The 17,837-nt window shown below is 51.8% G+C and carries 21 protein-coding genes; 12 read left to right on the top strand and 9 right to left on the bottom strand.

Going from position 1 to position 17,837, the window contains the following annotated elements; genetic code table 11:
* The first annotated feature begins 652 nt into the window (after positions 1 to 652).
* Together NYE69_RS01735 and nspC are read left to right on the top strand one after the other, a co-directional pair.
* Positions 653 to 1,903, top strand: a complete 1,251-nt coding sequence (locus tag NYE69_RS01735) for a saccharopine dehydrogenase family protein (protein ID WP_316561409.1) — start codon at positions 653 to 655, stop codon at positions 1,901 to 1,903.
* Positions 1,904 to 1,907: 4 nt separating this feature from the next.
* The gene (gene nspC, locus NYE69_RS01740; RefSeq protein WP_340923210.1) at positions 1,908 to 3,035 is read left to right on the top strand and encodes a carboxynorspermidine decarboxylase; all 1,128 of its coding nucleotides are present in this window, start codon (positions 1,908 to 1,910) and stop codon (positions 3,033 to 3,035) included.
* A gap of 452 nt (positions 3,036 to 3,487) precedes the next feature.
* Here the strand turns inward: nspC and NYE69_RS01745 are convergent, their stop codons facing one another.
* Positions 3,488 to 3,925 carry an SRPBCC family protein gene (locus NYE69_RS01745; protein ID WP_340923214.1) on the bottom strand — a complete coding sequence of 146 codons (438 nt, stop codon included), beginning with the start codon at positions 3,923 to 3,925 and terminating at the stop codon, positions 3,488 to 3,490.
* 189 nt (positions 3,926 to 4,114) lie between these two features.
* Between NYE69_RS01745 and NYE69_RS01750 the strand changes: the two genes are divergently transcribed.
* Entirely contained in the window at positions 4,115 to 5,629 is a 1,515-nt protein-coding gene (locus NYE69_RS01750) for a phytoene desaturase family protein (protein WP_340923217.1), read from the top strand.
* 41 nt (positions 5,630 to 5,670) lie between these two features.
* Here NYE69_RS01750 and NYE69_RS01755 read toward each other — a convergent pair whose 3' ends face one another.
* A complete protein-coding gene (locus NYE69_RS01755) occupies positions 5,671 to 6,516 on the bottom strand; it encodes a LysR family transcriptional regulator (RefSeq protein WP_340923219.1) in 846 nt (281 codons plus the stop codon).
* 125 nt (positions 6,517 to 6,641) lie between these two features.
* Between NYE69_RS01755 and NYE69_RS01760 the strand changes: the two genes are divergently transcribed.
* On the top strand, positions 6,642 to 7,772 hold the full coding sequence (locus NYE69_RS01760; protein ID WP_340923222.1) for a Gfo/Idh/MocA family protein: 1,131 nt from the start codon (positions 6,642 to 6,644) through the stop codon (positions 7,770 to 7,772).
* A 23-nt stretch (positions 7,773 to 7,795) separates the two neighbouring features.
* Here the strand turns inward: NYE69_RS01760 and NYE69_RS01765 are convergent, their stop codons facing one another.
* The 4 genes from NYE69_RS01765 to pnuC form a co-directional block, all read right to left on the bottom strand.
* Positions 7,796 to 8,632, bottom strand: coding sequence for a TIGR02452 family protein (locus NYE69_RS01765; protein WP_340923225.1), 837 nt, complete (start codon positions 8,630 to 8,632; stop codon positions 7,796 to 7,798).
* A 98-nt stretch (positions 8,633 to 8,730) separates the two neighbouring features.
* Positions 8,731 to 9,624: an NUDIX hydrolase gene (locus tag NYE69_RS01770; protein WP_340923228.1), complete on the bottom strand. Its 894-nt coding sequence runs from the start codon at positions 9,622 to 9,624 to the stop codon at positions 8,731 to 8,733.
* A gap of 115 nt (positions 9,625 to 9,739) precedes the next feature.
* A complete protein-coding gene (locus tag NYE69_RS01775; RefSeq protein ID WP_340923231.1) occupies positions 9,740 to 10,747 on the bottom strand; it encodes an AAA family ATPase in 1,008 nt (335 codons plus the stop codon).
* The gene (pnuC, locus tag NYE69_RS01780; RefSeq protein WP_340923233.1) at positions 10,744 to 11,421 is read right to left on the bottom strand and encodes a nicotinamide riboside transporter PnuC; all 678 of its coding nucleotides are present in this window, start codon (positions 11,419 to 11,421) and stop codon (positions 10,744 to 10,746) included. The genes NYE69_RS01775 and pnuC overlap by 4 nt, the downstream gene beginning before the upstream one ends.
* A 189-nt stretch (positions 11,422 to 11,610) precedes the next feature.
* Between pnuC and NYE69_RS01785 the strand changes: the two genes are divergently transcribed.
* Positions 11,611 to 12,330, top strand: coding sequence for a 3-ketoacyl-ACP reductase (locus NYE69_RS01785; RefSeq protein ID WP_340923236.1), 720 nt, complete (start codon positions 11,611 to 11,613; stop codon positions 12,328 to 12,330).
* A gap of 84 nt (positions 12,331 to 12,414) precedes the next feature.
* On the opposite strand, the gene NYE69_RS01790 is transcribed toward NYE69_RS01785, so the two are convergent.
* Entirely contained in the window at positions 12,415 to 13,305 is an 891-nt protein-coding gene (locus NYE69_RS01790) for a hypothetical protein (protein WP_340923239.1), read from the bottom strand.
* Positions 13,306 to 13,613: 308 nt separating this feature from the next.
* Here NYE69_RS01790 and NYE69_RS01795 point away from each other — a divergent pair, with 308 nt between their 5' ends.
* Positions 13,614 to 13,739, top strand: a complete 126-nt coding sequence (locus tag NYE69_RS01795) for a sporulation protein YjcZ (protein WP_328269898.1) — start codon at positions 13,614 to 13,616, stop codon at positions 13,737 to 13,739.
* 139 nt (positions 13,740 to 13,878) lie between these two features.
* Here the strand turns inward: NYE69_RS01795 and NYE69_RS01800 are convergent, their stop codons facing one another.
* Positions 13,879 to 14,430 carry a hypothetical protein gene (locus NYE69_RS01800; RefSeq protein ID WP_340923243.1) on the bottom strand — a complete coding sequence of 184 codons (552 nt, stop codon included), beginning with the start codon at positions 14,428 to 14,430 and terminating at the stop codon, positions 13,879 to 13,881.
* Positions 14,431 to 14,523: 93 nt separating this feature from the next.
* Between NYE69_RS01800 and NYE69_RS01805 the strand changes: the two genes are divergently transcribed.
* Positions 14,524 to 14,754 (top strand): hypothetical protein, encoded by a 231-nt coding sequence (locus NYE69_RS01805; protein ID WP_124332324.1) that lies wholly within the window; start codon positions 14,524 to 14,526, stop codon positions 14,752 to 14,754.
* Here the strand turns inward: NYE69_RS01805 and NYE69_RS01810 are convergent.
* The gene (locus tag NYE69_RS01810) at positions 14,751 to 15,242 is read right to left on the bottom strand and encodes an Hsp20/alpha crystallin family protein (RefSeq protein ID WP_340923249.1); all 492 of its coding nucleotides are present in this window, start codon (positions 15,240 to 15,242) and stop codon (positions 14,751 to 14,753) included. The genes NYE69_RS01805 and NYE69_RS01810 overlap by 4 nt on opposite strands.
* 73 nt (positions 15,243 to 15,315) lie before the next feature.
* On the opposite strand from NYE69_RS01810, the gene NYE69_RS01815 reads away from it, so the two are divergent.
* The 5 genes from NYE69_RS01815 (at position 15,316) to NYE69_RS01835 (ending at position 17,824) form a co-directional block, all read left to right on the top strand.
* On the top strand, positions 15,316 to 15,573 hold the full coding sequence (locus NYE69_RS01815; RefSeq protein WP_124332322.1) for a spore germination protein: 258 nt from the start codon (positions 15,316 to 15,318) through the stop codon (positions 15,571 to 15,573).
* Positions 15,574 to 15,585: 12 nt separating this feature from the next.
* Entirely contained in the window at positions 15,586 to 15,822 is a 237-nt protein-coding gene (locus NYE69_RS01820; protein ID WP_124332321.1) for a hypothetical protein, read from the top strand.
* A 223-nt stretch (positions 15,823 to 16,045) separates the two neighbouring features.
* Positions 16,046 to 16,291 (top strand): spore gernimation protein GerQ, encoded by a 246-nt coding sequence (locus NYE69_RS01825; protein WP_124332320.1) that lies wholly within the window; start codon positions 16,046 to 16,048, stop codon positions 16,289 to 16,291.
* A 13-nt stretch (positions 16,292 to 16,304) separates the two neighbouring features.
* Positions 16,305 to 16,691: a spore coat protein gene (locus tag NYE69_RS01830; RefSeq protein WP_124332319.1), complete on the top strand. Its 387-nt coding sequence runs from the start codon at positions 16,305 to 16,307 to the stop codon at positions 16,689 to 16,691.
* Positions 16,688 to 17,824, top strand: coding sequence for a zinc-dependent alcohol dehydrogenase (locus NYE69_RS01835; protein ID WP_340923257.1), 1,137 nt, complete (start codon positions 16,688 to 16,690; stop codon positions 17,822 to 17,824). Before NYE69_RS01830 ends, NYE69_RS01835 begins: the two co-directional genes overlap by 4 nt.
* Positions 17,825 to 17,837 lie beyond the last annotated feature (13 nt).

Here is a 17,837-nt window from a genome sequence, read left to right on the forward strand (position 1 = left end):
CATTTCTATATTTATCCTATAAGGCTTGTACAGGATTTGTCAATCAAATTTTACCAGCAAACCCATATATTAAATATCCAAAATTATTCATAACAATTTTTTATTTTTCTCTTGCCCTTTCCCATATGTCCTGCTAATATAAGGACAGCGTTAATTTGGAAAGCTAATATTCAAGTATATTTTCGGGTCTTTCCAAGCAGATAATTTTTGACCACTTTCCTCGGAGAGTTAAGGCCATACGGACAGCCGGGTCAAATGCCGATTGGCAACTTTTGTTGCCTTATTGATTGAGTTAAAAGCTCAAATTTTATAAGTTGGTTACTTTACAACCGGTGCATATCGCACATCAACTTGTGAAACGGTCAATAAGAGTGGTAAAGGCGATTATTTGCTAAATAGACTCTGATCCTAACATGATATATTTGAATATTAAGAACTTTTCCATAAAAAGCGCGCGTTTTATGGCTGGTTGGCGAGCGTTTTACGGACGCTTATGTCGTTCGTCCCGTCATGACCGGAGTTATCTTAATATTTGACTATATCGAAGACAAGTGGTGCGCACCTATGCGTTCATTACTTGTTTTTTTATTTGCAAATTTCGCGGAACCAACAAAGCAGCACAAAAATTCACTGGGTTAGGAGAAATGGAACAATGGGAAAAGCGCTTATTATCGGAGCCGGCGGAGTTGCTTCCGTGGCCATTCACAAATGTGTTCAAAACAGCGAAGTGTTTGAGGAAATCTGCATCGCCAGCCGCACGAAATCCAAATGCGACGAGCTCAAAGCCAAGCTGGACGGCGGCAAAACAAAAATTACGACGGCTCAAGTAGACGCCAACAATGTTGAAGAACTGATCGCCCTGATCAACGAGGTGAAACCGGACATCGTCATGAACCTGGCGCTGCCTTATCAAGATTTGACGATCATGGACGCCTGCCTGGCGACGAAAACGCACTACATGGATACAGCGAACTATGAACCGGAAGACACGGCGAAATTCGAATACAAATGGCAGTGGGAATACCGTGAGCGCTTTGAGAAAGCCGGCATTACCGCTCTGCTGGGCAGCGGCTTCGACCCTGGCGTGACCGGCGTATTTTCCGCCTATGCCTTGAAGCATCATTTTGACGAAATCGAATATATCGACATTCTCGACTGCAACGCCGGCGATCACGGCTATCCTTTCGCTACCAACTTCAACCCGGAAATCAACATCCGCGAAGTCTCGGCCAACGGAAGATACTGGGAAAAAGGCGAGTGGGTCGAAACCAAACCGATGGAGATCAAACGAGTCTACAACTTCCCTGAGGTCGGCGAAAAAGATATGTACCTGCTGTACCACGAGGAATTGGAATCCCTTGCGGTTAACATCCCCGGGCTGAAACGGATCCGCTTCTTCATGACCTTCGGTCAAAGCTATCTGACGCACCTGAAGGCGCTCGAAAATGTCGGCATGACCTCGATCGAGCCGATCGAATTCGAAGGCAAGCAGATCATTCCGCTGCAGTTCCTGAAAGCCGTGCTGCCGGACCCGGCTTCCCTGGGACCGCGCACGAAAGGCAAAACGAACATCGGCTGTATCTTTAAAGGCAAAAAAGACGGCAAAGATAAAACTTACTACGTATACAACGTTTGCGACCATGAAGCGTGCTATAAGGAAGTGGGCTCCCAGGCCGTTTCTTACACTACCGGCGTTCCGGCCATGATCGGGGCCATGATGATCCTTCAAGGACACTGGAACAAACCGGGCGTGTACAACATTGAAGAGTTCGATCCGGATCCGTTCATGGACGCGCTGAACAAATGGGGTCTCCCGTGGCAAGAAAACTTTAATCCGGTTCCTGTAGACGAGTATCCTTCGGAAGAAGACACGAAAAAAGTGCTGGAAACGGAGCTCGTTTAATCCGATGCGTTTTGAGGAACTGCCTACCCCTTGCTACGTAGTGGATGAAGCCCTTTTTGAAAAAAACCTCCGCATCCTCAGCGGGGTGATGGAACGCACTGGAGCCAAGATCATTTTGGCGCAAAAAGCGTTCTCGATGTACGCCCTGTATCCGCTGATCGGAGAGTATTTGAGCGGTACGGCGGCCAGCGGATTGTATGAAGCGCGGCTGGGGCACGAGGAGATGGGGAAAGAGAACCATGTCTTCTCCCCGGCCTACCGCGAAGATCAGATCGATGAAATTATCGAGCTGTGCGATCATATTATTTTCAATTCGTTTTCCCAAGTGGAAAAATATCGCGATAAAGTGCTCGCCGCCGGCAAAAAAATCGGCCTCCGCATCAATCCCGAATGCTCCACTCAGGTCGGGCACGATATCTACAATCCGTGTGCGGTAGGTTCCCGGTTCGGCGTGACGATCGAGCATTTCCGGCCCGAGCAACTGGGCGGGATTTCCGGTCTGCATTTTCACACGCTTTGCCAGCAGAATTCGGATGATTTGGCCACCACGCTCGATGCGATCGAAGAGAAGTTCGGACCGTGGCTGTCGCAGCTGGAGTGGATCAACTTCGGCGGCGGCCACCATATTACCCGGGAGGATTATGATATCCCCCTGCTGGAACAATGCATCAAACGGATGCAGGACAAATACGGCTTGCAGGTGTACCTGGAGCCCGGAGAAGCCGTGGCCTTGAATGCCGGTTACCTGATTACGACCGTGCTCGACACCATGCAAAACGGCATGGATATCGCCATCCTCGACACGTCGGCCTCGTGCCATATGCCCGATGTGCTCGAAATGCCGTATCGTCCGCCGCTGCTTGGTTCCGGGGAACCGGGAGAGAAGCCGTACACGTACCGGCTTGGCGGGCCGACCTGCCTGTCCGGCGATACGATCGGCGACTATTCGTTCGATCAGCCTTTGAAGAGCGGCGACCGGCTGGTGTTCGGCGACATGGCGATTTATTCGATGGTGAAGAACACCACGTTCAACGGCATGCCGCTTCCCGCCCTCGTGGTCCAGCATAAGGACGGCGATTGCGAGATTCTGCATGAGTTCGGGTATGAGGATTTTAAGATGAGATTGGCATAAAGAAGCGATGATCCCCTTCAAATTTATTGGAGGGGATTTTTTGGGGTTCAACCTGGAAATCGATGTATGACAGCCGGTTACCCGAACGGAACGGGAACGGCCGGGCAGCTCCGGGTTGCATCGGGTTGCGTGGGGTTGCGTGGGGTTGCATCGGGTTGCATCGGGTTGCGTCGGGCAGCTCCGGGTTGCGCCGGCCCTCAAAATAGCGGCACTTTATGTACTTATTTCCTGGACCCTTGCATGTTCATCTCCATTAGCGGCATTTTATGTACTTATTTTCCTATGAATGGTTCAGAACGCGGGCATTTCCTTACGATCGGAGAGAATAGCGGCATAAATTCCCTCTATTTCTCTTAAATGGACTGACATTGCGGAAATAACGACATTTTTTTCCTTTATTTTTTACGCTGGAGTTTCTCAGGCAGCCTTCTATAATCTTAAAAAACCTCGCCTCAAGCATCCTCTAATATGCTCTTTATTTTTTGCAAATCTTTACGATTTGCTTTTTTCATCATAGCTGACATAAACGGAGCGAACACCTTTGAAAATCCGTGCGGATTCCCCCGGTTGCGAAGCGTCATTCGGGTGGAATGACCGCCGATGGATTCCCAAGTATAGATGGTCTCCATCGGAAAAGGTCCCTCCGCCGTTTTCATGACAAGCTTTTCACCCGGGATAAATTCCGTGACTTGATAAACATACGCGAGTTCTCGTCCCAGAAACCAGGCTTTAAAGGCCACTTGAGAGCCGACCCTTAACGGAGGTTCGGTTCTCCATTCGGCCGACTCGATATTTTCATACCATTCCGGTGCATGGTTGGGATTAGCGGCATAGTATGAAACTTTGTCACGAGGAGATTGGATGATGATTTCCGTAAATACGTCTACCACTTCTTACGCCTCCCCACGAGTGCAGTGCCGCTGCTTTCCTTTACTAATTAGTTTGGTTTTGGCGTTTCGCGATTATACATATTTTCACTTGACACTTATCGAAGAAATAAGTTACCTTAAAAACAAACCGATGGTTTGTTTTTAAATAATCTAACTGGAGTGATCAATCATATCAAAGGGGATGGAACCATGAATAATTACGACGTGGTTATCGTAGGCGCGGGGATCGGGGGATTAACCTGCGGGGCGAGATTGTCCGCCCTGGGTTATAAAGTCGGCGTGTTCGATCAGCATTATTTGCCCGGAGGATATGCCACCAATTTCCAGCGCAAGGGATACACCTTTGACGCCGCTTTGCACGGGGTCGGCGCGCTGGGCCAGGGGCAGGGTTTTTATCAAATTTTGCAGGCGAGCGGGGTGATGCGATACATTCAACCTCTGCCCAAAGAACATCCTTATTCGATCCGTTGGAAAGGCGAAAAATTCGACATCCCCCAAGACGCCGGCGCGTATCTGGCGCTGCTTCAGCGGCGTTTTCCGGAGGAGAGGGAGGGGATTGCCCGCTTGTTTGATGCGATCCGCCGGCTTTCCGCAGAAATGAAGTTCCTGAACGATCCCGGCATTGCCGGCTGGAAAAAAGCCTTGGGCTTTTTGGCCAAATGTCCGACGCTGGTCCAATGGTCCAAGTTAACCGCCGCGCAAGTGATCAAGCGGCATGTGAAATCCGAGGAGTTCATGAGCTTTTTTACCGTCCTCTGGCCTTATTACGGGCTGCCGCCGCAGCGGCTTTCCGCGCTTTATTTTTTCATTCCCTGGCTGGGGTACCATCTCGAAGGCACTTACTACATTCAAGGCGGCGCCCAGGCATTATCCGATGCGCTCGTCTATGTGATCGAACAAAACGGAGGCAAGGTGCATCTGCGGCAGGAAGTGACCGAAATCCTGATTCACGAAAAAAAAGCCCGCGGAATCCGCACCCAAAAAGGGCTGGAATTCACGGCGGACTGGGTCGTTTCCAACGCCAGCCCCGAGCATACGCTGGGGCCGTTGATCCATCACCATCCACGGGCCGAGAAATATAGAAAGCGCCTTGTAGAGCACGAAATCGGCCCATCGCTGACGCAGCTTTATATCGGGCTTTCCTGCCCTCCGGAAGAACTCGGCATCGTGGAAGAAGACCTTCTTTTGGCGGAGGAAACGGATCATCAGGCCGATTACGATAACGCGATCCAAGGAAAATATGCCGCCGCCAATTTGGGATTAACCAACTACAACAAAATGGATCCCGCCTTAAACCGCAGCGACCGCGGCGTGCTGGCCGTTACCTTGATCGATGACATCGGCAACTGGCCGGAGCGGGGCGAAGCCTACACGCGGAAAAAGCAAGAGGTCACCGATATTCTCCTGCAGCGTCTGGAAAGCTGCTATCCCGGCATAAAGGAACGCATCGCCTTGCTGGAACTCGGCACGCCGCGCACCATGGAGCGTTACACGAAAAATCCGCGCGGCGCCGTTTACGGTTTTGCGCAAACCATCAACCAATCCGGCATCAAGCGCACCCCGCGGAAAACCCCTTTTGCCGGCCTGTCTCTGGTCGGGGCCTGGACCCAGCCCGGCGGGGGTTTCCAGGGTGCGGCCACCTCGGGTTTCCTGGAAGCCCAGCGCATTCACAAACAGCTGCAGCTGCGGAAAAACCGGGGATAGGCGGCGGGAAATCCCATCGTCCAGAAAATCAATCCTTGCTTTTATAGGAAGTGGCTCGTTTCCACGAAGCTTTTTTCCAGGGGAGACAGCTCATACCCCGCGCGGGTAACCAAATACTTGTCCACATAGCGGAACGGTTCGGGAAGCTGGGTATATGCCGAAAATCCGTGCTGCATCACGATATTCTTGGACATCAAGGAGATGCCCATACCAAGGGAGGTCAGCTGAAGCAGGGTATCCAGGATCCCAACTTCCGTGACTTCCCCTTTTTCAAGTTCAAGCTCGGCATACAGCCGTTCCAGAATCGCTGCGTACAAGCAGTCCCGGGTCAAAATGATCCAGTTCTCCCCGTGCAGACAGCTCTCCAGGCTCAGCCCGCTGGCGAACCTTTTGCCGATGAGCACCATCTCCTCCGTCCCCAGCTTTTTGTAACTCAGCTGCGGCGAATCGGCCTTGCCAATGGTGAAGGCCAAATCGATGTTGCCTTGGATCAATTCGTGCTCCATCGACAGCGTGGTCCCGGTCTTTAACGTTACCGACAGATCGGTGTGGCTCTCATATAAGCGGGTCAGGGCGTCCGTGAGATCTTTGCCGAAGACGGATTGCATAGTGCCCAGCCTAAGCTTCATCTCCCTCCGGCTCATATCCAGCTCGGTTTCCTCCCATAAAACGAGCATTTTTTTGTATTGGCGGTACAGCTTCCTTCCCTCCGATGTCAGCTCCATGCCTTTGGCACTCCGAATAAACAGTTGCTGCCCGTAATGGGCTTCGATTTTTTTGATCTTGGCCGTCATGTTGGACTGCAGATGGTTCATTTTGATGGCTGCGGCAGACAGGCTTTTTAATTCGGCGACGGTAACGTAAGCTTTCATATTGTCAATATCCATACGGACCTCCAAGATATCAAAAAAGATGATGACTCCATAAAAAACATGCATTATTCGTGATGGATTAATCCCAGTATACTGAAACGGCAAAGGATCATAAAGACGGAAGGAGATATAAGTTAGACATGAAAACGATGGGTTCAGCAGATTCAGCAAAAATACGCACAGGGATCATCGGAGGTTCGTTAAACAATCAATGGGCCAGCCTGACTCATATTCCGGCCCTTATCCAAAGCACGTGCCATGAAATTACCGCCATTGCCACCTCGAATATAGCATCCGCCAAAGAGAGTGCCGCTGCACTGGGTATCTCCCAGGCTTTCGACGACTATCGGGAACTGGTGCGGTCCGGAAATGTCGATTTGGTGGTCGTCAGCGTCAAGGTTCCCCATCATTACGAAATGATCAAGGAGGCCATCGCCGCAGGAAAACATGTGTACAGCGAATGGCCGCTTACCGTCACATCGGAAGAGGCGGAGGAACTGGCGGAGCTGGCTTCCCAAAAAGGGATTCATCATGCGGTCGGCTTGCAAGCTAGACAGTCGCCTGCGCTGCTGGATGCGAAGAACCGCATTTCGCGCGGAGACATCGGCCGGGTGTTATCCGCCTCCATGGCGGTATCCACCCCGGGCAAGGGAGGGTTTACGGAACAGAACGCCATCTATCTGCTCCAGGAAAAGTATGGGGCTACCCTGCTAGCGATTAACGGGGGACACTCGCTGGACGCGCTTAGCTTTATGCTGGGAGATTTGAAAGAAGTTTATGCAACCATGAACAGCAATTATTCGGAGGCTAAGGTGCTGGGAACCGGAGAAACCGTGCCGAAAGATACGGCCGATCAAATCATGGTTCACGGCATGCTCGAAAGCGGGGCATCAGTATCGGTCCATATTCAGGGCGGCACCTATCCCAAATTTGAATTGGAGATTCAAGGGGAGAAAGGGGTCATTCGCATTTCCCAGCCCCAGTCCCAAGGTCATGTTCAGTTCGGGGGATTGGTGGTCGAGCAGGCTCTGTATCCGTCAGGACACCTTGGGAGTTACGGAGATCACGAGACTCTCCAAAGGGTGTACGATGAGACCGAAGATGGTTCAGTGACCGTGAATCAGGTTCTGAAGGCTCACCGGTTGCTGGCAGAGGATATCCGCCAGGGGACGTTTCAGGCCCCCGGCTTTCATGAGGCCGCCCGCCTGCACCGTCTGCTGGAAACAATTCGGCAATCCGCCTGCACCGGCGAACGGCTCAGCGTAATCTAATCGGGACGAGCCGATTGCAACCGTTACCCGATGTAGTCATGAAACGCATGCTCGAAAGCGCGGATGCATTTGCCGTCTTTCGAGCTGTCCAATACCGCGAACCGGATTTCCGTGAACAACGATCCCCAGCCCTCATCATCCAGCAGCTCCAGCCACCAGCGGGCCACCTGCACCGGATCATTCCGGAACACGCCGCAACCGTACGCGCCCAGGATGAGATGCGTGTCACCCTTGTTGGCGAACAGCGCCAAGGATAGCCGCATGCGGTCTTTCATCACTCGCTTTGCTTCTACCGTATCCTCTCCCTTAAGCAGAACCTGCCCGTAGTTGACGGCGGGCAGCGTCAAGACCGAAGCCGTAACCGGCCGTTCCAACAAGCTAAACCGTTCGTCGCGGAAAAAGACTACATTCGGCGAGTATATGGCATGGTCGGTGTACATCATGGAACGGCAAGCGCGATTCGCGGCATAGTAGCCTTCGTTGCGCAGCTGCGTTTCGTACAGTCCGCTGGAGGCCGCCAAACTTTCCTCCTGGGCCATCGCGCCGTTCAAAAATCCGCCGCCCGGATTTTTCGCGCTGGCGAAGTTCAGCACGCCGACCCGGTCTTGGCCCGCTGCCGCAAAATCGAGGACCGCTTTTACGGTGGCCTCGTTCGCGACGGAGTACTTCGCAGCTTGCTGTGATCGTGGCTGCATACGATAAGTTTTTACTAGTTCCGCCCCCTGGTCGGGAGTAATCAACTCGCTTCCTTCTTCCGAGCGCTTCTGCGCCGCGGCAAAATCAACCCGGCGCCCTTCAAATTCATAGAAGCCTTGCCGTTGAATCCGCAAGGTATCCGTGGCAATTTCTTTTCGATTCATAGTTTATCCCCTTCTTCTCTCAGCATTTCGTCCCGCGCTTCGGTCAGTGCGAACCCCAGCAGGTTTTTGCCCCGCCATTTCGTCGGATTCTACGTAAATCATCGGTAATCCTCCATGTTTCTTCGATATAAACGCGATGGCCGGTGGCCCGCATTTTCCGTGTAATGATCGGTTTCCGCGACAAGGTCGGCCACTTTGCGCCGGAAGGCCGCCTTCAGCAGCTCTTTATCCAAAATTACCTCGTACACCTGCTGCAGCTCCGTTAGAGTAAACAGCTTCGGCATCAAATGAAGCGCGATATCGGTGTAATTCACCTTTCCCCGCAAGCGTTCAATAGCATAGGCGATAATCTTCGCATGATCAAAAGCCAGTCCGTCGCTGGACACGATGGAATATGATGTAGCCGTCGAAGCCGGCTTCGCGGTCACCGTCCGTTCCACAACCGCGGCCAGTTCAATCTCGCCGGAGCTGAGCCGAAGCTCATACTGCAGCGCCTTGATGAAACCGCCGTCGATCAGTTCCTTCCGCTCCCGCAGCAGCCGGTAGGATACCTTGAACCAGGCGGCAGCGTCAGCGTCGTCCCCCGCCTGCAGCTGCAATTGGCCGCTGTCCACCAACGCCATATAACTGCAGCTCATCACCCAGGTGCGGGGATCGCGCCCCACGTCGCTGAACGTGTACAGCTGCTCCAGGTAAACGTCCTCTACGCCGGTCTCCTCCCGCAGCTCCCGCGCCGCGGCTTGCTCCGTCGTTTCATCCGGCCGGACAAAACCGCCCGGCAGCGCCCATTGGCCCAGAAAGGGATGTCCGCCCCGCCGAATGAGCAGTACTCTAAGTTCCTTCTCCGGAAGCTTGCGGTAACTGTCCGCATCCGCGTCCGTCACGGTGAAAATTACCGTGTCCGCGGCCACCGAGGGCCGTTCGTAATCCCCCGGCGAATACCGCCGCAAAAATTCGCTTTCCGTCAGTCCGTTGCGATCCAACATATCCACTAACTCCCCCCGCCTTTTTTTGTTCTAATATAAGTTGAACTAATAATTTTGCGGCCGTTTCTTCAGAATCATTTCCCGCTTTTGCCTCTCTCCGCTCTTTTCTTTAGTTCAACTTCTATAAGAGCTCGCCAAAATAATTGCTGTAGGGCTTAAAGCCGGCCAGCACTTCGTCTACTTTGCGCATCCGCTGCTCCAGGCTTCCCCGCAGTATAATGAAGGGAATCCGGCGTTCCTTCAAGTCGGCAATAATCTGTTTATGAAAAACATGCCGCTTCTGGTCGCCGCTGCGGTCCCACGTATCGTCGTACGGGATATCGTCATCGCACAGGAAAAACAGGTCGTATCTCTGCGCGTTTTCCAGGGCAATCCGAGTCAGCAGCTCCGGCGCCCGTCCATGATAGTCCAAGGCGAACATATACGTGGTAATCGCATTGGTATCGACAAAAAGATACCGGTTCGCCCGAAGCAAAGCCTGCTCCTCCCGCTCGATATGCCCGAGGGCGATCTCGTCGAACGCCTCCAGGCCGATCCGGCGGTTTACCTGGTGCTCGGTCCAGTAGTCGCGCCCGTACTCGCTGGCGAACGTCGTCCCATGCCGCGCCGCGAGCGCCTCGGTGATCGTCGATTTGCCGGTCGACATCGCTCCTACGAACACCACCTTCGTGATTAAATCCCGGTATACGACGTCGCTGATAAACTCCCGGTATTTATAAGGATCGGAACGGATCATCGTCGCCGAAATCGGGACTTCCCTGCGCGCTTCATCCACCCTTCTGTCCACCGCGCCCAACGCCACGCTCATATGCTCCCCGTAAAACTCGCTGGAATAAAAATGCGTCACCTGCTCCCCATCTAGCAAGCCTAGAATATATTGCTCTTCGCGGATTTCATGTTCGCGGTCGTTCGAATAGCCGTCCGGGCCGTCCCAGGCTTCAATCACCCTGACCGCCGGATAGAGCTTGCGGATCCAGCCGGCCCGAATATGCAGCGGAATCGGCGTCACATCCGTCTCATAAATGACGACGATCAGTTCATCCACCTCTTGCAGCGCCGTTTCGATCATAAACTGATGCCCTTTGTGCAGGGGCGCAAATTTCCCCAACGTTAATCCCAGCGTCTTCATGCCAGACTCTCCTTTGCCCCTTTGTTCCAATTATAGTAGCCGTATACCGCGTTGATCAGATAGGCGCTCCACATCACGATCATCAGTACGCCGTCCGGGCTCCCCTCCAGCGTTCTGATCGCCCACAGCAGTACCGTAAACATGTTCAGCACAATATAAACGAGCCATTGCTCTTTGAACCGCTTGACCATTAACATCGTCGCCACAACCGACAGCACGGTCGTAACGGCATCGATATACGGGGAGTTCTGTCCCGGAATGAACGATAAACCGAACCCGAGCAGTACGCTGCCCAGGACGCAGACGACGGCTACGAGCAGCAGGCCTCTGGCATCCATCTGCCGCATCGATAATTTACCCCCATCGCGGTGATTCTTCCACATCAGGAAACCGATGACGTTCATCGGCACAAAAAACAGCAAATTCAGCATTACTTCGCCAAACAAACCATTCACATACGCCAGATAAGCGTAGCCGAACGTGTTGTACATCCCGAACGCGTAGGTCGTCAGGTTGCCTTTGGCCGCAAAAACCACGCACAGTACTCCTGTAATAAACACCGTAAAACCAAACAAAGAGTCCTTCATCAGCACCGTGAGCGCGATCGCGATTCCGGTGAATAATACCAACCAGGTTAATTCGAATAAGCTCCAACCGCCCAACCCTTTTTTCACGTTGCATCCCCTCGGCTTTCGCAATTGTTAGTATATTTTTGATAATAACATTTTGTTAATATCAAAAATAGCAGAAGAGGAACCAAAGGTCAAGCGATTTTTATGGAGGCAGTGTTGCATAATGCTTTGAAATGAAGATCGACGCTGTAATATAATGGATGATAGCCATTTTAAGGAGGATGATAGACGATGGATTTACAAAACAAAACGGCAATTATTACCGGAGCGGGCAAAGGAATCGGAAAAGCGGCCGCGTTGGACTTGGCGAAGGAAGGGGTTAAGCTCGGCCTGCTCGCCAGAACCGGCGCCGATCTCGAAGCCCTGCAAGGCGAGTTAAAGCGCACATATGGCGTGGACTCTTACTACGCCGTGGCCGACGTCTCCAATCAAGAGGAAGTTAACTCGGCGGTTGGTCAGTTGATTGAACAGCTGGGTTCGGCCGATATTCTCATCAATAACGCGGGGATCGCCCAGTTCGGCACCTTGCTCGAGATGGACCCCGCCGAGTGGGAACGGATCATTCAAGTAAATCTTATGGGGACGTATTATGTTTCCCGCGCCGTACTTCCGGCGATGATGAAGCAAAACCAGGGAACCATTATCAATGTGGCCTCCACCGCAGGGGAAAAAGGCTTTGCCACCGGCTCCGCCTACTGCGCTTCCAAATTCGGGGTGCTTGGATTGACGGAGTCCCTGCTGCAGGAAGTGCGGAAATTCAACATCCGCGTCACCGCCTTGACTCCGAGCACCGTCAATACGGAATTGGCTGTCAAAGCCGGCCTGAAAATCGGCGACGAAGACCGGATGATGCAGCCGGAAGACGTGGCCGAATTGATTACCGCCACCCTGAAGCTGCCGCAGCGCGTGTTCATCAAATCCGCCGGTATCTGGACAACCAACCCGCAATAAATTTGAAATCCCCGTTCATAAGGATGCAAAAACGCCAGGAGCTCAGGGGCAACCCTCGGGCACTGGCGTTTTTGGTTAATTTTATTATATAGGGGCCCAGTATCTTCCGCCATGCAAACCGGTTTCCTGAAGGGCGCCGTTCGTTTCTTTTAAAACAACCAGGTTTTCGCCTTCAGGCGCTCCCCATGAAAGTCCCAGCAGCAGGCCTTCATCCGAACGGGCCAGAAACAGCACCTCAAACCGTCCGGGGTGATCTCCTCCGTCCTCGACCCTCCAGGTGCCGTACTCATTATATGTTGCGGGATAATCTTTGAACAGCACTTCGTCCCCTTTGATGTACGCGATGCTGGCCAGCATATCGTCCCCTTTGCGCTCAAACACAAACAGGGCTATTTTCTCATTTTCCGCCGATGCGGACAGCAAGCTGCTTGCCGTAACTTTTCTTTTTTTGATCGCTTCGATTTGCGCAATCGTTTCGGCATCCGCCGGCAGATAGTCTCCCGATGGCGACTGGCCGTCCACGGTGCTGTTCAAAGCCATTAACGAGTCTTTGCCGATAGCGCCGTCTCTCGTCAGCAAATAGGATTTGTTTTGGATGAACTTCCCGTTCTTCGCCTTATATACGTACCCGGCCATATTGTTGAAATTATACATCGTTTGCCTGTTGTTATCCTGTTCGTTGGCCTCCTGCCGGCGGACAAATTCAATCTCAACCCAGTCCCCGTTATTTCCTATGGCGGCGTTAAATTGTTCAGGATTTTCCAAGCCGGCACCGCTGTCGTCCGGAAGGGTGATCAGCTTCTCCCCCGACTCATCCGCAAACCCAAACACACTTTCGAGACGAGCAAACTCCACCATCGTATTTTTTTCAACCGCCGATGACGGCTTGGCCAAGCTCTCAACGTCCGTGCTGCCGCATCCGGCCAGCAATGACAGGAGTATAACCCCCCCGGTCCAAAACCTCCGCTTTCTCATCGTTCCCCTCCAACTGTTCATGATGGGCAGCCTTGCCAAGCCACTTTTCCTCCATTATGTCTGATTAAGGCAAAAAAGGAAACCGCCTTGGCCATGGATATTATATTGAAGAATTTGAACCTGGTGAACCCGCCCGGAAAATTCCTTATTTAAAATAAGGCACTAGTCCAAACCGTTAATCCGGAAAGACCATACACTAGACTAGATTGAAGCGAGGGGAGATAAAGAAAAATAGCTCTTAGGGGATTTAGCTTGCCTTTATGACGGAAAAATGCGGGTTGAAAAAATGACGAATGGAGTGAAAAAATATGGGATTCGGATTAGGAGCGGGCGCAGGACTTAGCTGCGCAGGATTTGGCGGACTCGGGACTAGTACAGGAGTAATCCTGGTACTGTTTATTCTCTTGGTAATTATTAGTGTATCCTGGATTTAAGTAACGAGTACACCTCCCTTCCTTTATCTGTTGATTAGGAAATCACTTCAGATTGAACTGACGTCGCATATTGGCGTCAGTTCGTTTTAGTTCATCCACTTAGGCCGGAGTTCATTGCATTTCGTTGACAGGGAAAATTTCAGGCCCTCTTTGACCGCCCCTTTATATTAACGGCGGGCGGTTCGTTTGATTTGCCGTTTGTCAGGGGCTTCTCCCCATAGCTCTGCAAAAGGGCGGCAACCTTTTCTTTATTCGGCATTGCCGCCGTTTCCGCTCCTTGTCCATAATTGGCGCCGATGTTCAGTCTTCCGGCCAGCTCTTTAACGCCCAAGGCCCCGATATTGTTGTTGGTCACCACCCGGTCGATCAACACCTTCTCGATATCCAGCGTTTCGATGTGAATGGGGGGCTGTTTTTGCCTTTGCTCCTCCGCCTCCGCCAGTTTATCCATCGTGCGGCGAAGCTTTTGGAGCTCTTCGATAATGCTGCGGCCGATATCCTGAACTTTCAGCTTTTCCAGCTCTAATTCCAGCTTCCTCAGCCGATCGTCCACTTCGTTTACTCGATCATTTACTTGGTTATTTGCCCGATCATCTACTTGAGCATTTACTTGAACATTTACTTGACCGTTTACTTGGTCATTTACTTGATCGTTTGCGCCAAACCACTTTCTCCAAAATTGCCCCGCCATTTGTGCGATCACCTTTTTCTTATCCGGTTATGTATGTGGCTAGATCCGGTTGCATACTTTTTTAGTAAATCCAGCGATGAAAGAGGGATTGCCATGAAGAAAGTAAGGAAAATCAATTTGGGCTTAATCAAAGTCAATTCCATCGATTATGTTTCCCAGCTCTCCATAGGCGGCGTCAATCAAAAGCAAAGCTTCCATAACGCCATGAAGATCAGTCAGTTGATTCGCCAACAGGCGGACCGATCGGCGGCCTTCCATTCCGTCATGAATATCGATGACCGGGATCTATTCGATAGTCCGACCCGCATGTCAGACGAAAGCTAATCAATGATGACCTTCCTCCCTTGTACGGGTTTAATCGGAAACCGGATAAGCAGCAGTCCCTTATCCATGAAGGAAGTAACCTCCTTCGTGTCGACGCGGCCGGGCAAGCCGATAACTCGCTGGAAAGCACCGTTGTGCCTTTCTGATTTAATGAATGTATATCCGTTGTAATTCATGTCCGGTTCTCCTTGTATCCTTAATTGCCTGCCCTCGATATACACCTCGATTTGCTCCTTGTTATAACCGGGCACATCAACAACGATCAGCATCTCATGATCGCTTTTCAGAACATCGATCGGAGGATATTCCGTTTGGTGAGAATCGGGCTGCTGCTCCATACCGGAAAAGTTCTCATTTAAATTTGAAGTATAGGCTTCGGAGGAAGTTTTAAAGGGCTGCATTTGTTCGCGGAAGACATCATCCCAAAATTCCTTGCCATGAAACTGCTGGGCGATTTCGAACCATTTTTTGAGCCTATCCATGTCCATTGATGCTCCCCCCTTACTAAAATACATATTCAGAAAATATCCTCATATACATGTCGAAAAGGAGGGATCGGGAATGTACGGGAGGCCTTCCATCATCACCAACAATATCTACATCCTTAAAATTAATTCCATTGAAAACACGTCTGCCGTGAATATAGGCGAGAATTATTTGATCGATTGGAACAATTCGTCCAAACATACCCATGGCTTCGGCAATAATTACGGTGACGACAGCGGTTTCTTCGGCTTGCGATCGGCTATCGACGATCGGGATTTGATCGATGCCCCGTCCTTCTTCAATAAGGGTAAGGAATTAAATTGCTGCAGCTAAGGAGGAAATGGCATGAATAGAAATTTTAGCCCGATGTTTGTGAATGTATTCGCTTTTAAGGTGAACACGCTAGACAGAGCATCGTCCCTTAGCCTTGGATCCACTCTGATGGAGGATGTGCTCGTGTCAACGAAGCGAAGCCAAGGCGTGGAGTCTATGGGCGACTTATCCCCGTTTTATCTGACCTTTACGAACATTATGGACGCCGATCTGCTCGATTCCAATACGTCGAAGTCAAGCGTTGTGTAGAACTCCGTAGCCATTCTTGCGGAGCGCGGCAGCGGGAATCTTCAAGATTACATCCCGCTGCCCCTCCAATCGCCATACCAGGTCATATCGCTCTTTCCACCTAAGTCATTCGCCCAGCCTTCATTTCAAACCCCTTCGCCTCGTTTAATAGCGGATAGCCCAAAGCATAACTCTCAAGCCCAAGGGAATGCTAACCCTAAAAAATCGGGAGGTATGCTGTCCCATGAATACGCAAACTTTGGCGCCCCATGAATCCATGGACCTTCATGAAATGCTTAACTTCAAGACGCTCTGTCTGGCCAAATCCAAACTGATGCAAGGTCTCGTGTTTGATCAGGAGCTCAAGGACTTGATGCAAAAAGACGTCGTCCAGTCCATGCAAGCGATCCAAGATCTGCAGGCCATCTACGCCAGAGCTCCTTTCCGGGCGCCTGTCCCCGAAAGCCGCCCCGAGCCGATCTTACACTAGAGGGGAACCAGCGATGAACAACGATTATTTGGATCCGATCAACGCGCTGAATATGCCGGAAATGGCGGACATGACCTTGGCTATGGACTTTCTGATGCGGGCGAAGGAAGGGGTAAGAAATACGGCGATCGCGCTCACGGAAACGGCGTCCCCGGAAGCCCGCGTCCTGCTCCGCCATCAACTCCGGCAAGGAATCGCGCTGCACCAGGAAATCTCCGAACTGATGATGCGGAAAAAATGGTTTCACCCTTACGAGCTGCAAGAACAATATCAGTTGGATCAGCTTTCGGCCAAAAACACGGTCATGATCGGGCAGATGAATTTATTCCCTGCGGATACGCGCCGCAAGGGCATGTTCGATCGGACGCCGGACGAACACCTGGGAGGGCATCAAGCATGAAAGCCGTCACCTATCAAGGAATCAAAAATATTGCCGTCAAAGAGGTGCCCGCCCCCAAAATCGAGAAACCCGACGATATGATCATCAAAATCAGCAGTTCGGCCATCTGCGGCTCCGACCTCCACCTGCTTCACGGGATGATCCCCAATCTTCGGGAGAATTATATCATCGGACACGAACCGATGGGGATTGTGGAAGAGGCCGGACCCGCGGTGACGAAGCTGAGGAAAGGCGACCGGGTCATCATCCCCTTTACGATCGCCTGCGGAGAATGTTTCTATTGCAAAAACCATCTGGAAAGCCAATGCGACAATGCCAATGAACACGGGGATATGGGAGGTTACTTCGGCTACTCCGAAAACACGGGCGGCTACCCCGGCGGACAAGCCGAATATTTGCGCGTTCCCTTCGCGAATTTTACCCATTTCAAAATCCCGGAAAACTGCGAAGAACCGGATGAAAAGCTGTGTCTGATCGCCGACGCAATGCCGACAGCGTTCTGGAGCGTCGATAATGCCGGAGTTAAAGACGGAGATACCGTGGTCGTATTCGGCTGCGGTCCGATTGGGCTGCTGGCGCAGAAGTTCGCCTGGTTGAAAGGGGCCGGGCGGGTGATCGCCGTCGATTACGTCGACTACCGTCTGCAGCATGCCAAACGCACGAACAACGTGGAAATCGTCAATTTTGAGCAGCATGAGAACGTTGGAAACTATCTCAAAGAACTGACCAAAGGCGGCGCGGACGTCGTCATCGATGCGGTCGGCATGGACGGGAAAATGAGCGATCTGGAGTTTTTGGCCAGCGGGCTGAAGCTGCAAGGCGGAACGATGAGCGCTTTGGTCATGGCCGTCCAGGCGGTCCGCAAGGGCGGAACGATCCAAGTCACCGGGGTATACGGCGGACGTTATAACGGCTTTCCGCTCGGCGACATTATGCAGCGCAATATCAATCTCCGTTCGGGACAAGCCCCGGTGATTCATTATATGCCGTATATGTACGAATTGATCACCACGGGCAAAGTCAATCCCGGCGATATCGTCACGCACGTTCTTCCACTCAGCGAAGCAAAACACGGATATGAAGTGTTCGATACGAAAACGGACGATTGCATCAAAGTCATCCTGAAGCCTTAGACCAAAAATCAAT

This window comes from Paenibacillus sp. FSL R5-0527 (genome assembly GCF_038008055.1).
Taxonomy (GTDB): Bacteria; Bacillota; Bacilli; order Paenibacillales; family Paenibacillaceae; genus Fontibacillus; species Fontibacillus macerans.